This is a genomic window from Arthrobacter sp. 18067 (genome assembly GCF_902706295.1).
Taxonomy (GTDB): Bacteria; Actinomycetota; Actinomycetes; order Actinomycetales; family Micrococcaceae; genus Arthrobacter.
The window spans coordinates 1-15,067 of record NZ_CACSJJ010000032.1 but is presented as its reverse complement, the minus strand read 5'-3'; the positions used below and the strand labels follow the sequence as shown (position 1 = coordinate 15,067).

The window sequence follows — 15,067 nt, the reverse complement described above, 5'->3', positions numbered from 1 at the left end:
GTTTCGATCCGGCTGGTTAGGCTGACCTCAGCATTCCCTCTTCAGAGATAGGCGTAATTTTCATGGCAAGGATCTACGACGACGTCACGCAGCTGGTCGGCCGCACTCCGCTGGTTCGTTTGAACCGGCTGACAGAAGGCCTCGACGCCACTGTCGCAGTCAAGCTCGAGTTCTACAACCCGGCCAACAGCGTCAAGGACCGCATCGGCGTGGCAATCATCGACGCCGCTGAGAAGTCCGGCGCTTTGAAGCCGGGCGGAACCATCGTCGAGGGTACCTCCGGCAACACAGGCATCGCGCTGGCACTGGTGGGCGCAGCCCGCGGCTACAAGGTCATCCTGACCATGCCTGAGACCATGTCCACCGAGCGTCGCGTCATGTTGCGCGCTTACGGTGCCGAGATTGTCCTGACGCCCGGTTCCGAAGGCATGCGCGGTGCCGTCGAGAAGGCCCAGGAAATCGTCGCCAACACTGAGAACTCCATTTGGGCGCAGCAGTTCGCCAATGAGGCCAACCCTGCGATCCACCGCACCACTACTGCCGAGGAAGTCTGGGATGATACCGACGGCGAAGTGGACATCTTTGTTGCAGGCGTGGGTACCGGCGGTACCATCACCGGAGTTGGCCAGGTCCTGAAGGAACGCAAGCCGGGCGTACAGATCGTAGCTGTCGAGCCCAAGGACTCCGCAATCCTCAACGGTGGAGCTCCTGGCCCCCACAAGATCCAGGGAATCGGCGCCAACTTTGTTCCGGAAATCCTGGACACCAACGTTTACGACGAAGTCCTGGATGCCACGCTGGAAGATTCAGTCCGCGTTGCCCGCGAACTCGGTGCCCGTGAAGGCATCCTCGGCGGCATTTCCTCCGGCGCCATCGTTTGGGGCGCCCTTGAGCTGGCCAAGCGTCCCGAGAATGCAGGCAAGCTGATCGTTGCCGTCGTCTGTGACTTTGGAGAGCGTTACATCTCCACTGTGCTGTTCGACGACATCCGCGGCTGACACTTGGCCCGCACGCCTTCATTTCCTGTAGAAAGGTCTTTGTGAGCTTCTTCGCAAGGCTTAAGGAAGACCTCGACGCCGCCCGGTCGCATGACCCGGCGGCTCGAGGCTCTTTTGAGAACTTTTTCGCATACTCCGGCCTGCACGCCATCTGGGCACATCGGGTGACGCACAGGCTGTGGCAGAATCCTGCGCTCCGTTTTCCGGCGCGCCTGATCTCACAGCTGGCCAGATTCCTGACGGGCATCGAGATCCATCCCGGCGCCACCATTGGCCGCCGGTTCTTCATCGATCACGGCATGGGTGTGGTGATCGGCGAGACATCAGAGATCGGCGAGGACGTGATGATCTATCACGGCGTGACGCTCGGAGGACGCTCTCTGGCCAAGGTCAAGCGGCATCCGACCATCGGCGACCGCGTCGCGATCGGTGCTGGCGCCAAAGTCCTGGGTCCCATCACCATCGGCGCGGACAGCGCCGTCGGCGCCAACGCCGTGGTGGTCAAGGATGCGCCACCGGAATCGATCATCACAGGAATTCCCGCAACGTGGCGTCATCGCGACGCGAGGTCCGAAACCAAGCCGGCCGTGGATCCGGCAGAGTATTACATCGAGTACCGGATCTAGCCCGCGAGCCTTTTGTAGAAATTCCAGAAGACAGCGTCGAAGGCGCGGTCCGGAAGAATTCTTCGCATTGCCAGGACGCTCCAGGCTCCCCTACCCACCGGGTAGCGGGTCCTGGGGCGTCTTGCTGTTGCAGCTCGAACTATCGCTTTTGCTACCACCCTGGCCGGAGTGGACAGCACGTGACCGGCTCCGGATGTGGATGCCAGTGCGGCAGCGACAACATGCGCCTGCTCGCTGTAGGGCCCTCCGCCGGAGGCAACCAACAAGCCCTCGCCGGCTATGGTGCCCCATTCGGTATTTGTCCCTGACGGCTCAATAATGACGACGTCGATGCCGTGCGGTTTCAACTCCAGGCGCAGGGAATCGCTCATCCCCTCCACCGCGAATTTTGTGCCGTGGTACCAGGCCCCCAGGGGTTCATAAATCTTTCCGCCGATGGACGTGACGTTGATGATCCGGCCTGAGCGCGCGGCCCGCATCCCGGGAATGACGAGTTGCGTCATCCTCGCCAGGCCCATGACGTTGACTTCGAACTGACGCCTGCCTTCGGCCAACGGAACTTCCTCCAGGGATCCGTAGGAACCGTAGCCGGCATTGTTGATCAGCACATCGATGTGTCCGTGGGCCGCTTCCACCAGAGCTACGGCAGATGCCATGGATTCCTCCGAGGTGACATCCAAGGACATGACGGTGATGCCGTGATGCTTCAATGGCTCCATCTTCTCCACACGGCGCGCGCCCGCGTACACAGTGAAACCTGCACTCCTCAGAGCAATGGCCGTTTCGAAACCGATTCCTGTGGAGGCCCCGGAGACAAGCGCGATGCGGGATGCCATGGCATTTCTCCTTCAATTCAGGTAAGGCAGGGCACTTCAGGGTACGGCAAAGGCCGGCCCTCCCCAGCGTAACTGGGAGGGACCGGCCTCTTGCGGGAAGCTGACGCTAGTGGGTGTCGACTGCCGAGATCTCGGACTTGTCTTCGCCCCACAGGGTGTGGAACGTACCCTCGGTGTCCACGCGGCCGTACGTGTGTGCCCCAAAGAGGTCGCGCTGGCCCTGGATCAGGGCAGCGGCAACGCGCTTGCGGCGAAGGCCGTCGTAGTACGCCAGCGAGGAGGAGAACACCGGAACCGGGATGCCCAGCTGAACAGCGGTGGCCACGACGCGGCGCCACGCCGGGAGTGCCTCGGCGATGGCCTTGGTGAAAGCCGGTGCGAACAGCAGGTTGGCGGGCTTCTCCTCGGCAGCGTAGGCCTTGGTGATGTCCTTGAGCAGTTCTGCACGGATGATGCAGCCGGCACGCCACAGGGAAGCGATCTCGTCCAGCTTGAGGTCCCAGCCGTACTCCTTGGCAGCGGAGGTCAGCATATCCAGGCCCTGGGCGTAGGAAACCAGCTTGGAGGCGTAGAGAGCCTGACGGACGTCCTCGACGAAGGTCTCGGGGATTTCAACAGACGCTTCTTCGCCGGCCAGCAGTTCCTGGCCAAGCTTGCGCTGCTCGGTCTGGGAGGACAGTGCACGGGCGAAAACGGATTCGGCGATACCGGAGACCGGGGAGCCGAGTTCCAGGGCGGAGATGACCGTCCAGCGGCCGGTGCCCTTCTGGCCTGCGGCATCGACCACGACGTCCACGAACGGCTTACCGGTCTTGGCGTCTACGTGTCCCAGGACCTCAGCGGAGATTTCGATCAGGAAGGAGGACAGATCACCCTTGTTCCATTCAGCGAAGATCTTGGACTGCTCTGCGGGCTCAATGCCGGCACCGGACCGGAGGAGGTCGAATGCTTCACCGATCACCTGCATGTCGGCGTACTCGATGCCGTTGTGGACCATCTTGACGAAGTGGCCTGCACCGTCGGTGCCTACCCATGCGCAGCAGGGCTCGCCGTCCACCTTTGCGGAAATCTTCTCCAGCAGCGGGCCGAGGGCGTCGTAGGACTCCTTGGAACCGCCGGGCATGATGGAGGGGCCGTTCAGGGCGCCCTCTTCGCCACCGGAAACACCGACGCCGACGAAGTGCAGGTCCTTCTTGGCCAGCGCGGCTTCGCGGCGGCGGGTGTCCTCGTAGTGCGAGTTGCCGGCATCGATGATGATGTCGCCGGCCTCGAGCAGCGGTTCGAGCTGTTCGATGACGTTGTCAACGGGAGCGCCTGCCTTGACCATGATGAGGACGCGGCGGGGCTTTTCGAGGGAATCGACGAGTTCCTGCAGCGTTTCCGTGCGGATGAAGTCGCCGTCGGTGCCGTGCTTTTCGAGCAGGGCGTCAGTCTTTTCCACGGAGCGGTTGTGGAGAGCCACCGTGAAGCCGTTGCGGGCAAGGTTTCGGGCCAGGTTGGCGCCCATCACCGCAAGGCCGGTGACACCGATGTGTGCTGACATCAAAACTCCAATTCGTTCGTGTACAAACAGTCCCGACGTACCCATAGGGGATACGCAGGAAGCGATTTCAAAACCAGGGGCTGTAATAAACCATACGTATTAAAACCTTGGGCGGGAAAGCGGTGACCACCTTTTGGAAGGGTCCCGCGTCATAAACAGTCTATGATGGGCGCGCCCGGCTCCACTGCCGTGCGGCCGGGCAGGTGACACCTGAACCTGCACGCAGGTGTCGCCTCCGCCACTATGCTTACCTCTATGTCAACCAGCCTCCACCACCGCGCCGTTGAGCATTTGGGAACCCGGATCGTGGGCGGCGCCCTTCCTACCGGCCACGTCATGTTGGCGGAGCACCTGGAAGACGAACTCAACGTGTCCCGCTCCGTAGTCCGTGAAGCCGTTCGCGTGCTGCAGTCGCTCGGCCTAGTGGAGACCATCAAGCGCGTGGGCATCCGCGTCCTTCCTGCCCACCGCTGGAATCCGTTCGATCCCCTGGTCATTCGCTGGCGGCTTGCCGGCGAAGGTCGCGGCGCCCAGTTGAGGTCTCTCGCAGAGCTGCGTTCCGCCGTCGAACCCGTCGCCGCCGAACTTGCCGCAGGCAACGCCCCGGAAAGCCTCCGGCAGGAGCTGGTGGGCATTTCCCTTGCCATGAAAGAGGCCGGCGACGCCGGCGACATGGCGAGGTTCCTCGACCTTGATATCCGCTTCCACGCCCTGGTGTTGTCCGGGTCGGGCAACGAAATGTTTGCCAACCTCATTGGCCAGGTCACCGAGACCCTCACCGGACGTACGGTGCACGGACTCATGCCGGAGCACCCCCAAAAGCAGGCCCTCCAGTGGCACATGGACGTCGCCCACGCGATCGACGCCCGCGATGGTTCCCTCGCGCGGGACGCGGCAGCCAAGATCATGCGGCAGACCATTGCGGAGCTGGCGCCCAGTTGGGACGACCAGCCCCGCGTCTTCGTCCCCGTCGCCAGGAACTAGCCCCTAACTACCCGAAGTTCAACAAGACCTTCCCGGACTGGGCCGCGTTCTTGGCCACTTCAAAGGCCTCCAGCCCGTGGGCGAGGTCGAATTCATGGGTCACAACCGGATCCACGAACAGCGAACCGTCAGCCAGCGCTGCGATGACGTCGTCGATTTCGTCGTTGAAGCGGAACGAACCCAGCAATTCCAGTTCACGGGTGATGGCCAGGGAGATGAAGACCGGCTGCGGGCCGGACGGCAGAAGTCCCACCATCACCACCCTGCCGCCGCGGGTGGCACCCTTGATGGCCGAAGCGAGGCCATAGTGGCTTCCCGAAGATTCAATAACGACGTCGGCGTCCACGGCCGCTATGGCATCGGCTTCGTCGCCCTTAAGGACGTCGTCGGCGCCAACAGCGCGGGCAATTTCCAGCGGTTTGTCATGCATGTCGACGGCGACAATCCTGGCCGCGCCGGCACGCTTCAGGACGGCGACGGCGAGCGCACCGATAGGACCGCTGCCGATCACCAGGGCTGTTTTTCCCCTGACATCGCCTGCCCGGGAAACGGCATGCCAGGCGACACTGGCCGGCTCTACGAGCGCAGCTGTGCGAAGGTCCAGGCTTTCGGGCAGAGGGCGGAGCATCCTGGAGGGCAGGTTTGCGTAGCGACTGAAGGCACCGTCTGTATGCGGGTGCCTTGCAGCACTGCCCAGGTACGTGCAGCCCGGGGAAAGGTTCGGCCGGTCCTCCGGGTACCTGACATTGCCGGGGGCCGGCGTGGCTGGATGGACGGCAACCGGCGTTCCTGCACCGGGGCCACTGCCATCAGCGGCCTGCTGGACCACGACGCCAACAATCTCATGGCCGAGGACCATGGGTTCTTTGAGGATCGACTCCCCTGCTGCTCCGTGCAACCAATAATGAAGGTCGGAACCACAGATTCCGCCGTAGGCAATCTCAACGATCGCCTCATCGGAAGCGGGAACAGTCAGTGGGATGTCTTCAATCCGGAGATCGCCTTTTCCGTGGGCCACCACTGCGGGGCTGGAAACAGGGAGGTTGATGCCCATCAGACCACCACCGTCATTCCGCCGTCTACGAAGATCGTCTGGCCGTTGACGAAGTTGGACGCCTGGGATGAGAGCCAGACCACGGGCCCTGCGAGATCGGCGACTGTCCCCCACCGGTTGGCCGGGGTGCGGCCAAGGATCCAGGAGTTGAAGTCAGCGTCGTCCACCAGGTTCTGGGTCATTTCCGTGTGGATGTATCCCGGGGCGATTCCGTTGATCTGCAAGCCTGATGCAGCCCACTCGGCCGTCATGGCGCGGGTCAGGTTGCGGAGTCCGCCTTTGGCTGCCACATAGGGTGCGATGGTAGGGCGGGCGAGGTCCGTCTGGACCGAACAGATGTTGATGATCTTCCCTTGTCCCCGGGGAATCATGTGCCTGGCGGCTTCGCGGCCAACCAGGAAAGCACTTGTGAGGTCCGTGGTGATCACGCGGTCCCAGTCCTTGACGTCGAGGTCCAGCATGGGGACGCGGTGTTGGATCCCGGCATTGTTCACCAGGATGTCCAGCGGTCCGACGTTCTGCTCGACCCACAGCACCCCGTCAGCAGCTGCAGACGCATCGGTGACGTCGAAGGCGCGGCTGTGAATCCGGCCATCCGGGTAGTCGGCGGCCATTGCCTGCTGGGCGGTGTCCAGCCGTTCAGCGTTGATGCCGTTGAGCACCACTGTGGCTCCGGCGTCGGCGAGGCCCCTGGCCAGGGCGTTGCCGATCCCCCGGCTTGAACCAGTGACCAGGGCAATGCGCCCGGTCAGATCGAAAAGTCCACTCATAGTTTGTTCTTCATTCCTTCTGGGTTTATGCCGGGTCAGTTGCTGTTCGACGTCGCGGCTGGTGTCAGGCTCAGGTTGGCGATGGTTTGGCGGACGACGGCGAGGTCTTGATCCCCGAGTCCTTGGCGCTTGAGTTCGGCGTAAAGCTCGATGGCGGCCTTGGCGAGGGGCACGGCCGAGCCAACAGCTTGCGCACTGTCCAGGACAAAGCCGAGGTCCTTGTGCATGAACTTGGCCGGCCCCGTGGGTGCATAGTCCTTGGCCGCCAGGCGTGGGCCAACGTTGTCCAGCACCCGGCTTCCGGCCAGGCCACCTGAGAGGACCTCAAAGAGGGCTGCCACGTCCATGCCGGAGCGTTCGGCGAGTTCGGCCGCTTCGGCGAGTGCCGCCGTCGTGGTCCCGACAATCAGTTGATTGCACGCTTTGGCGAGCGAGCCGGATCCCAGTGGCCCCAATCGCCGCACGGTGGTCCCCATGGAGGCCAGAAGAGGTTTCAGGTGGTCGAATTGGGATTCGGTAGCCCCGACCATAATGGCCAGCGTTCCGCCCTGGGCACCTGCCGTACCGCCACTGACCGGCGCGTCCACGACGAAGGCGTTGCCATTACTTGCATGATGAACAGTTTCGCCAAACAGCCGTACCGCTGTTGGCGAGACGCTGCTCATGATCACGACGGCGGTGCCCGGCCGAGGCGGCACGCTGCGCCAGGATTCGAGCAAGTCCGAGGCAGCTTCTTCGATGAACGGCAGGTCAGGAAGCATGAAGATGATGGCGTCCTCATTGCGCAGTTCGTCGACACTGGCTGCTCGCTGGACACCGGAGAGCCCTTCATACGCGGCATCGGAACGGTTCCAAGCGGTGACGGCCCACCCGGCTATTGCGATATTTGCGGCCATGGGTGCTCCCATGAGTCCCAGGCCGACGAAGCCCACACGCTGACTGGTCACGGCAGGTAACACCTCACTTCTTTGTGGTCATCTTCAGCAATTCTGTTCAATATCCTAGCCTCCATTCAGTATGATGAACACTATGACGACTGATGAACTTACCATCGCCATCGCTGTACCGCTCGAAGCAGAGCATGTAGAGCTGATCCGCGCTGTAGATCCTTCCGTGACAGTTCTCTACGATCCTGAACTGCTGCCCCCCGAGCGGTTCCCTGCCGATCACGCCGGCGACCCTGACTTCAAGCGGACACCAGAGCAGGAGGAACGCTACTGGGCCATGCTGAACCGGGCGCAAGTTCTCTACGGCTTCCCCAACGAGAGCCCGGCAGGACTGGCACGCATCGCCGCGAGCAACCCCCACCTGCAGTGGATCCACGCCATGGCCGCGGGCGCCGGCGGAGCAGTCAAGGCGTCCGGCCTCGACACTGAAACCCTGCAGAAGTTCCGCGTCACGACCTCGGCAGGCGTTCACGCATTGCCACTGGCCGAATTTTCCGCCTTCGGAATCCTCAATGGCTTCAAGCGCAGCGCGGAGATGGCCCAGGACCAGGCCGCCAAATTCTGGCCCGAGCTCAGAACCCCCACCAAGTTGGCCAATGGATCCAAGGTGGTCATCGCCGGGCTTGGCGAAATCGGTATGGAAACGGCACGCATCGCACGCGCCCTGGGCATGAAGGTCAGCGGCACCAAGCGCAACGTCGAAGCCATCGAGGGCATTGAGGAAGTCACCAACAATGACGGCCTACCCGGACTGCTCGCCGACGCCGACGCCGTAGTCAACACGCTCCCGGGCACGCCGTATACGGAGAAGCTGTTCAACAAGGACGTCTTCGGTGCCATGAAGCCCGGAACTGTGTTCGTCAACGTGGGACGCGGAACAGTCGTGGATGAGGAAGCCTTGCTCGAAGCCCTGGACAACGGCCGGGTCTCCTACGCTTGCCTGGACGTCTTCGCCGTGGAACCGCTCCCCCAGGACAGCCCCCTGTGGAGTCACCCCAAGGTGCTCGTGTCCCCGCATACCTCTGCCCTGAGCGCCGCTGAGAACCGACTCATCGCCGAGCGGTTCTGCAGCAACCTGCGTACCTTCCTGGCCGGCGGCGAATTGCCCCACTTGGTCGATCCGGTGCACTTCTACTAGGCCACTTTCTCAATAGCAGGTCCATGCAAGGGGCGCGGCCAGGGACAGACCCTGGCCGCGCCCCTTGCCGTGTTGCCTGCAGTAGCATCGGCACATGAACCGTTCAGAGGGCCCGCAGCGAAGCGTCGTCCGCCTATTTCCGGACTACGCGGATAGTGTGCTCTGGCTCGATGTTCCCATCAGCTATGAACTCACGGGGTTGACCGAAAGCCTGGTGCATGAGCTCCGGGACTGGGAGCAGTTCTACTACGAGTCCCTGACGCGTGATTTCACTTGGAAGTCAGCGGACCTGGCAGCCAACTACACAACTGAAGGTCATCGACTGGCGCAGCGTGTTGCTGATGAACTCGGCGACGGATACGAAGTCGAGTTCAGATCTTACGAAGAGAACGGCCGGACGCACCGGTTCCGCGGCACAAACGGCCCCAACCCCCGGGCCGTTGCTGCTTTCGATGTCCTTGTAGCTGTGGCGCGCGCGGAAAAGGACAGAATCACCCGCGCCCTGAAAGCCAGCCCGTCCGGAGAAGGTACTGGATGGTTCGCCACCTCGCCGATTTCGGGAAGCGTGTTCAAGCCGCCGCGGGAAGTGCAGGAATAGTCCGTCCGCACCCTTCAACAGCCTGGCCTCTGACAACAGCAGCGCGGCACCCTCCGCATGGAGAGTGCCGCGCTGGCGTGTTTGCGCGAGAGTTACTTTGCGTCTTCCGTGCTGACGAGGTCTCGTCCGGCCGTCTCCGGGGTGAAGAAAGTGGTAACGAAGGAGATGAGCGCCAGGACCAGCGAGTAGATGGACAGGACCAGCCACGAGTGGTTGGTGGCCGCCAGCATCAGCGCACCGAGCAGCGGAGCGAGTCCACCGGCCAGGACGGCGGAGATCTCACGGCTCATGGCCACGCCGGTGAAGCGGTACTGAGATCCGAACAATTCCGGCAGCAGCGGGCACTGGGGGCCAAGCATCGACTGGACGCCGATGGCGATGCCCACGGCCATGACAACCCACACCAGGGTGACGTTCCCCAAGGTGACCAGGTAGAAGGCAGGAACGGCAATGATCGCCTGGAACAATGCGCCGTAGCGGTACACGGGAACGCGGCCATATTTATCGGAGAGAGCGCCGAATGTCACCACCAGGACGGCAGCGAATCCTGCGGCGATCAGCAGGCCTACTGGTCCGATCGAGTTGTTTCCAGCAAAGACGCCCGCAGGCATGCTCATGAACGAGACCAGCAGCGCTGAGTAGATCGACGAGTTGCCGTTTTCGCCCATACGGAGTCCGATACCCAGGAGCACGTTCTTCTTGGAGTGCTTCCACAGGGCACCAATGGGGTTCTTGACCACGTTCTTGTGCTTCTCAAGCTCCTGGAACGCAGGGGTTTCCTTCAGCTTGAGCCGGATGAAGATGGCCACCGCGATCAGGATAAAGCTGGCCAGGAACGGTACGCGCCACAGCCAGCCCTGCAGGACGGACTTGTCGGCCATGGCGATCAGGGCGAAGGTGCCTGCACCGAGGAGCGTACCCAACTGGATGCCGACGAACGGCAGTGATGCGTAGAAACCACGACGGCGGCGCGGGGCCACCTCTGAGATCAGCGTGGTGGCGCCTGCCTGCTCGGCACCGGCGCCCAAGCCCTGGATGATCCGCAAGGTCACCAGCAGGACGGCTCCGAGCATTCCGGCCTGCTCGAAGGTGGGAAGCAATCCGATGGCAAAGCTTGCCGTTCCCATCAAGGCGATGGTCAGGATCAGGACCATCTTGCGGCCGAACCTGTCTCCGATGTAGCCAAAGATCAACCCACCAAAGGGTCGGGCCGCAAAGCCCACGCCGTACGTGGCGAAGGAGGCGATCAGAGCACCGTCCGGGCCCAGAGGGGAAAAGAACAATGGGCCAAAGATCAGCGCGGAAGCCAATCCATAAATGTAGAAATCGTAATACTCCAAGGCTGAGCCCACGGAGCTGGCCAGTGTTGCCCGGCGTAGCTGTTCCGGCTCAACAACAGCGTCGTCAGCCTCAGCTGCGAGCCGTGCATTAGTACGAGTTATCACAAGCACTCCCTCAAAATCACCCCAGGCCCCCGTTGGCCCGGCGAGATAGCGATGGCATCACCGCCAAGATCACTATGATGAACAGCGTACAGCTTGTTGAACTTGCTGCCAAGGTTGTAATCAGATTTATTCAGCGAAGCTGGATTGTGACGCCCGCCATCCCTGCTATCCCATGGGATTGCCGAGGGATCTCGCCAGCTCCTTGAGTTCTTTGACCATCAGGGCGCCCTGCTCCTCCGAGTAGGTGGCCTTCAAGGCAGTCACGGAAAGCCCCAGGCTTGGGCCGTGAGCGCCATGGGTGGGTACTGGCACGGCAAGGCAAACGACACCAACCGTCGATTCTTCATCCTCGAAAGCGAACCCCTGCTTGCGAATGGTCGCCACCTGGGCCTTGAGTTGTTCAGCAGTGCGGAGGGAGTTCGCAGTCATGATGGGCAGCTCCATGCCATCCGGGAACATGGCCTCGATGTCGTGATCATGCAGCTGCGCCAACAGGGCCTTGCCCACGCTGCATAGTGAAACAGGCATCTTGTCGCCAATATTGGATGTCAGCCTGACTGCAGGATGCCCCTCGTAGCGGGCCAGGTAGATGACGTGATCACCGTCGAGCATGGCAATGCGCACGGTCTCACCCGAGAGCGTTGGCGCCTGCTCGCAATACTTGTAGAACTCCTGCACCTCGTCGAGGCGGCTAAGGTAGGCGGCACCAAGCTCCACCAGCTTCCTGCCCAGCGCAAAATCCGCACCCTGCCTGGTGATGAGGCGCGCTTCCTCCAGCGCCAGCAACAAATTCGACGTGGAAGACTTGGGGATACCGAGTTCCCTTGAAAGATCGCTCAGCGTCAGGCGGCCTGACGGAGATCCTGCCAGCGCCTCAAGAACTGCGGCTGCACGGGTCACTGCAGGCGCAGGCGACGAAGCACCCAGACCCTCGGAACGGGTGGTGCGGGAATCGGCCATGATTCTCCTTCGTCGGTACATTCCTCTTGTTCATTCAGCTGAACAGTTCCCATCATAGTGGCAAGCTTTGGCCGCTATTGGGTGGTGATCCGATGAATTTCCGACATGTGGCAGGACCTTGGCTGGCTTGGCTTTTCAAAACCCAAGAGTTCGCTGTATATTCATCTTCGAGCTCTCCACCGCGGCATCCCCCAATAGTCGTGGTGGAGAGCTCATCCATTTCCCGGGCAGATTCAGGCGGCAACGACTTCTTCGCCCCTGAGGCACCAGCCCCCGCCAGTACCGTCCCGCACCAGTTCCCATGTAGCAGTGCCGGACCGGACATTGTTTCCCAAACGAACCTGGACTTGCCAGACCTCCACGTCCACGCGACCCTGGCCCCGGGGCATGCGCTGGGAGTGCTCCCACCAGGAAACCCGCTCAAACCAGCGGACAGGTTCCACCACAATCTGCCACTCGCGGTTGCCCCTGACGACGGCGACCGGCGAGCCTTGCAGGCTGGTCCGGATGTAAATGTGCTCCATGGAGGGAAACCCTATGGGCGCGCCCCGACATTTATCTTTGATATTGGAATGCGGTGCAATGACGCAAAAACCCGCCACACCCAGCCTTCAGGCCTGGAGTGACGGGGTTTTACTTGGTGGGTCCTACCGGGATCGAACCGATGACATCCACGGTGTAAACGTGGCGCTCTACCAGCTGAGCTAAAGACCCATCATGCGGTTTCAGCGCCTCAGCGCTTCAACCAACGAACAATGACTCTACATGATCAAACGGGAGAAACACCAATCGGCGCTTTAGCCCCAGGAAGATCAGGGAGATTTCGGGAGAGATAGTCCAGTGCGCCACTGACTCCGAGCTCCAATTTCAGTTCGGCAAAGCCGTCACCACGCGTGGGTCCCCTGTTGATGATGATCACAGGTTTTGCGGCTTTCGCGGCGTGACGCACAAACCGAAGTCCGCTCTGCACCGTCAGGGACGAACCTGCAACCAGGAGCGCCTCCGCCTCATCGACCATGGCGTACGCACGCTCTACCCGCCCCTTGGGCACGTTCTCGCCAAAATAGACAAAGTCGGGCTTGAGCGTCCCTCCGCAGATGGGGCAAACAGCCATGACAAATGAGGTGATAAGTTCTGGATCCTCCACAGTCGCATCGGCATCCGGGGCCATTTCCACCACCCCGGACTCCAATGCGGCAGCAAGGAACCCTGGATTGATTTCCTCAAGGATCGCTGCGATCAACCGTCGGCTGAAAATGTGGCCATTATCCAGGCAGATCACCTGGTCAAATCGCCCGTGGAGATCCACCACGTTGATGCTGCCGGCGTCTTCGTGGAGCCGATCTACGTTTTGGGTGATGAGGCCTGACAGGAGCCCCCTGCGCTCCATCAGCGCGACGGCGGCGTGCCCGGCGTTGGGGTCGGCGTGCCTCAGGTGGGACCACCCCAAGTGATTCCGGGCCCAATAGCGGCGCCGGTTGGCCTCGCTGCCAATGAACTCCTGGAAGGTCATTGGGTTCCGGGGCGCAGAACCTGGCCCCCGGTAATCGGGAATACCTGAATCCGTACTGAGCCCCGCTCCCGTAAGAACTGCCAGGCGCCTGCCGCTCAAGACTCCGAGGGCCTGCTGAACAGCATCAAGCTCGTGGTGGTCAAGTTGCGGCGCGGGAGCCGGAGCCATGCTGGCAAAACCAGTCATGCCCACTCCGGGCCGGCCCTGGCTCATGACTGCTGTTGCCCCAACGCCGAGAGCGCGCGACGATATTCAGCAAAGTCCCGTGCTTGGCCGCGTGGATTGACCACGACGTACCGGACAACTCCTGAGGCGTCGATGATGAACGTTCCCCGCAACGCCATACCGCTGACGTCGTCAAAAACCCCGTAAGCCTGGGCTGCGGCACCATGCGGCCAGAAATCGGCCAGCAAGTCGAAACCATAGCCTTCTTGCTGGGAGTAGGCCCGGAGTGTGAATTTGCTGTCCACGGAGACCGCAAGCACCACGGCGTCTGAATCCTCAAACTCTGCAATATTGTCGCGAATCTCACACAGCTCGCCGGTGCAGATGCCGGAGAAGGCAAAAGGGTAAAAGACGACGACCACGTTGCGGCCCCGGTAATCCGACAGCCTGACGGGCTCGCCAAATTGGTTTACCAGCTCAAAGTCCGGGGCTGGCTGACCTGGCTGCGGAACCACGCCGGGGGCCCGCGCCAGCCGAACATCGGTCACTTGTTCTTCTTCGGCACCAGTCGGGTGGCACTCCAGTCCTTCGATACCCCGGCAGAGGTAGTGAGGTGCAGCCCGGACGTAGGGGCTGCGTCCTGGATATCGGCGGGGGAAACGTAGTTATCGCGGCCGGACTTGGGCGTCAGAACCCAGACCACTCCGCCTTCCTTCAGCGTGGTGAGCGAATCCATGAGGGCATCAACAAGATCGCCGTCGCCATCCCGCCACCAAAAGACAACGGCATCTACTACGTCGTGGTCGTCCTCATCCAGCAGCTCAGCGCCCGTGACATCCTCGATGTCATCACGCAAGTCGAAGTCGACGTCGTCGTCGTAGCCGCGCTCCTGAATCAGATCCCCATCTTTGAAACCCATTCGTTCCGCCACATTTACCGATGTGGCGGCGTCGGCCTCGCTCACGTTTCCTCCTTTTGAAGTGACTTCCATTACTAACAGCCAACACCCTTTGGGCGTGTGCTTCAAGCCATTGTCCCTGCCACGGGCCACATTCCGCACTACCTGGGGTGTTTCGAGGCTGTGACAATCGCGTGCTTTCCGTCACGCAGGCCAGCCAGGTGTGACATACAACGCGCCTCAGGGCCCGCGGCTACGCATCGCAGCGCCGTGAAAGCTAGAGTGGCCATGAGCGCTCTGGCTGCAGGGCGATCGCCCCGCAGAATTCTACTGGGCAGCCAGGCGCTCACAAGACCTGCCCGGCGCATCCGACCGGGCTGTTGAAACCGAGATGCCGCACACGACGCGTTCACGACGGGCAGTTACCCTGCCAGACCTGAGGCGCCGATGCATGCGCCTAAAGGAAGGTTGGACGTGGCTGCAGGAGAAGAGACCTCACACATCCTCAGCGGGTTGACTGCCCAGCTGCCTGATCGTGATCCGGAAGAGACCGCGGAGTGGATTGAGTCCCTTGATGCGTTGATCGCGGAGC

Annotated in this window: 16 protein-coding genes and 1 tRNA gene; 5 read left to right on the top strand and 12 right to left on the bottom strand. The window is 61.8% G+C overall.

The genetic code is table 11. The features are described 5' to 3' along the window. The first annotated feature begins 62 nt into the window (after positions 1 to 62). Both cysK and epsC read left to right on the top strand, forming a co-directional pair. Positions 63 to 998: a cysteine synthase A gene (gene cysK / locus GVL04_RS22835; RefSeq protein WP_159708834.1), complete on the top strand. Its 936-nt coding sequence runs from the start codon at positions 63 to 65 to the stop codon at positions 996 to 998. Between the two features lie 41 nt (positions 999 to 1,039). Continuing rightward, positions 1,040 to 1,624, top strand: coding sequence for a serine O-acetyltransferase EpsC (gene epsC, locus GVL04_RS22830; RefSeq protein ID WP_159708832.1), 585 nt, complete (start codon positions 1,040 to 1,042; stop codon positions 1,622 to 1,624). On the opposite strand, the gene GVL04_RS22825 is transcribed toward epsC, so the two are convergent. Beyond that, positions 1,621 to 2,460 (bottom strand): oxidoreductase, encoded by an 840-nt coding sequence (locus tag GVL04_RS22825; RefSeq protein WP_159708830.1) that lies wholly within the window; start codon positions 2,458 to 2,460, stop codon positions 1,621 to 1,623. The genes epsC and GVL04_RS22825 overlap by 4 nt on opposite strands. Before the next feature lie 106 nt (positions 2,461 to 2,566). Continuing rightward, the gene (gndA, locus tag GVL04_RS22820; protein WP_159708828.1) at positions 2,567 to 4,003 is read right to left on the bottom strand and encodes an NADP-dependent phosphogluconate dehydrogenase; all 1,437 of its coding nucleotides are present in this window, start codon (positions 4,001 to 4,003) and stop codon (positions 2,567 to 2,569) included. 255 nt (positions 4,004 to 4,258) lie between these two features. On the opposite strand from gndA, the gene GVL04_RS22815 reads away from it, so the two are divergent. Then, positions 4,259 to 4,987 (top strand): FadR/GntR family transcriptional regulator, encoded by a 729-nt coding sequence (locus GVL04_RS22815; protein ID WP_159708826.1) that lies wholly within the window; start codon positions 4,259 to 4,261, stop codon positions 4,985 to 4,987. A gap of 7 nt (positions 4,988 to 4,994) precedes the next feature. Here GVL04_RS22815 and GVL04_RS22810 read toward each other — a convergent pair whose 3' ends face one another. Genes GVL04_RS22810 through GVL04_RS22800 form a run of 3 tightly spaced genes read right to left on the bottom strand, consistent with a single transcriptional unit; the run spans position 4,995 to position 7,758 of the window. Beyond that, positions 4,995 to 6,041, bottom strand: a complete 1,047-nt coding sequence (locus GVL04_RS22810) for an L-idonate 5-dehydrogenase (protein ID WP_159708824.1) — start codon at positions 6,039 to 6,041, stop codon at positions 4,995 to 4,997. Continuing rightward, positions 6,041 to 6,811, bottom strand: a complete 771-nt coding sequence (locus GVL04_RS22805; RefSeq protein ID WP_159708822.1) for an SDR family oxidoreductase — start codon at positions 6,809 to 6,811, stop codon at positions 6,041 to 6,043. The genes GVL04_RS22810 and GVL04_RS22805 overlap by 1 nt, the downstream gene beginning before the upstream one ends. Positions 6,812 to 6,846: 35 nt before the next feature. Beyond that, entirely contained in the window at positions 6,847 to 7,758 is a 912-nt protein-coding gene (locus GVL04_RS22800; protein WP_159708820.1) for an NAD(P)-dependent oxidoreductase, read from the bottom strand. A 70-nt stretch (positions 7,759 to 7,828) separates the two neighbouring features. Between GVL04_RS22800 and GVL04_RS22795 the strand changes: the two genes are divergently transcribed. Next, a complete protein-coding gene (locus tag GVL04_RS22795) occupies positions 7,829 to 8,896 on the top strand; it encodes a D-2-hydroxyacid dehydrogenase (RefSeq protein ID WP_159708818.1) in 1,068 nt (355 codons plus the stop codon). 94 nt (positions 8,897 to 8,990) lie between these two features. After that, on the top strand, positions 8,991 to 9,494 hold the full coding sequence (locus GVL04_RS22790; RefSeq protein ID WP_159708816.1) for a hypothetical protein: 504 nt from the start codon (positions 8,991 to 8,993) through the stop codon (positions 9,492 to 9,494). Positions 9,495 to 9,586: 92 nt separating this feature from the next. Here the strand turns inward: GVL04_RS22790 and GVL04_RS22785 are convergent, their stop codons facing one another. The 7 genes from GVL04_RS22785 to GVL04_RS22755 form a co-directional block, all read right to left on the bottom strand. Next, the gene (locus GVL04_RS22785) at positions 9,587 to 10,945 is read right to left on the bottom strand and encodes an MFS transporter (RefSeq protein ID WP_159708814.1); all 1,359 of its coding nucleotides are present in this window, start codon (positions 10,943 to 10,945) and stop codon (positions 9,587 to 9,589) included. Positions 10,946 to 11,104: 159 nt separating this feature from the next. Then, complete coding sequence (locus tag GVL04_RS22780; protein WP_159708812.1) at positions 11,105 to 11,899, bottom strand: IclR family transcriptional regulator; 795 nt, start codon at positions 11,897 to 11,899, stop codon at positions 11,105 to 11,107. 233 nt (positions 11,900 to 12,132) lie between these two features. Beyond that, entirely contained in the window at positions 12,133 to 12,423 is a 291-nt protein-coding gene (locus tag GVL04_RS22775; protein WP_159708810.1) for a hypothetical protein, read from the bottom strand. A gap of 114 nt (positions 12,424 to 12,537) precedes the next feature. Beyond that, a tRNA-Val gene (locus tag GVL04_RS22770) sits at positions 12,538 to 12,613 on the bottom strand. Positions 12,614 to 12,668: 55 nt separating this feature from the next. After that, a complete protein-coding gene (locus GVL04_RS22765) occupies positions 12,669 to 13,625 on the bottom strand; it encodes a Sir2 family NAD-dependent protein deacetylase (RefSeq protein ID WP_159708808.1) in 957 nt (318 codons plus the stop codon). After that, entirely contained in the window at positions 13,622 to 14,125 is a 504-nt protein-coding gene (locus GVL04_RS22760) for a peroxiredoxin (RefSeq protein WP_159708806.1), read from the bottom strand. Before GVL04_RS22760 ends, GVL04_RS22765 begins: the two co-directional genes overlap by 4 nt. Continuing rightward, positions 14,122 to 14,541: a DUF3052 domain-containing protein gene (locus GVL04_RS22755; protein ID WP_159708804.1), complete on the bottom strand. Its 420-nt coding sequence runs from the start codon at positions 14,539 to 14,541 to the stop codon at positions 14,122 to 14,124. The genes GVL04_RS22760 and GVL04_RS22755 overlap by 4 nt, the downstream gene beginning before the upstream one ends. Positions 14,542 to 15,067: the final 526 nt, after the last annotated feature.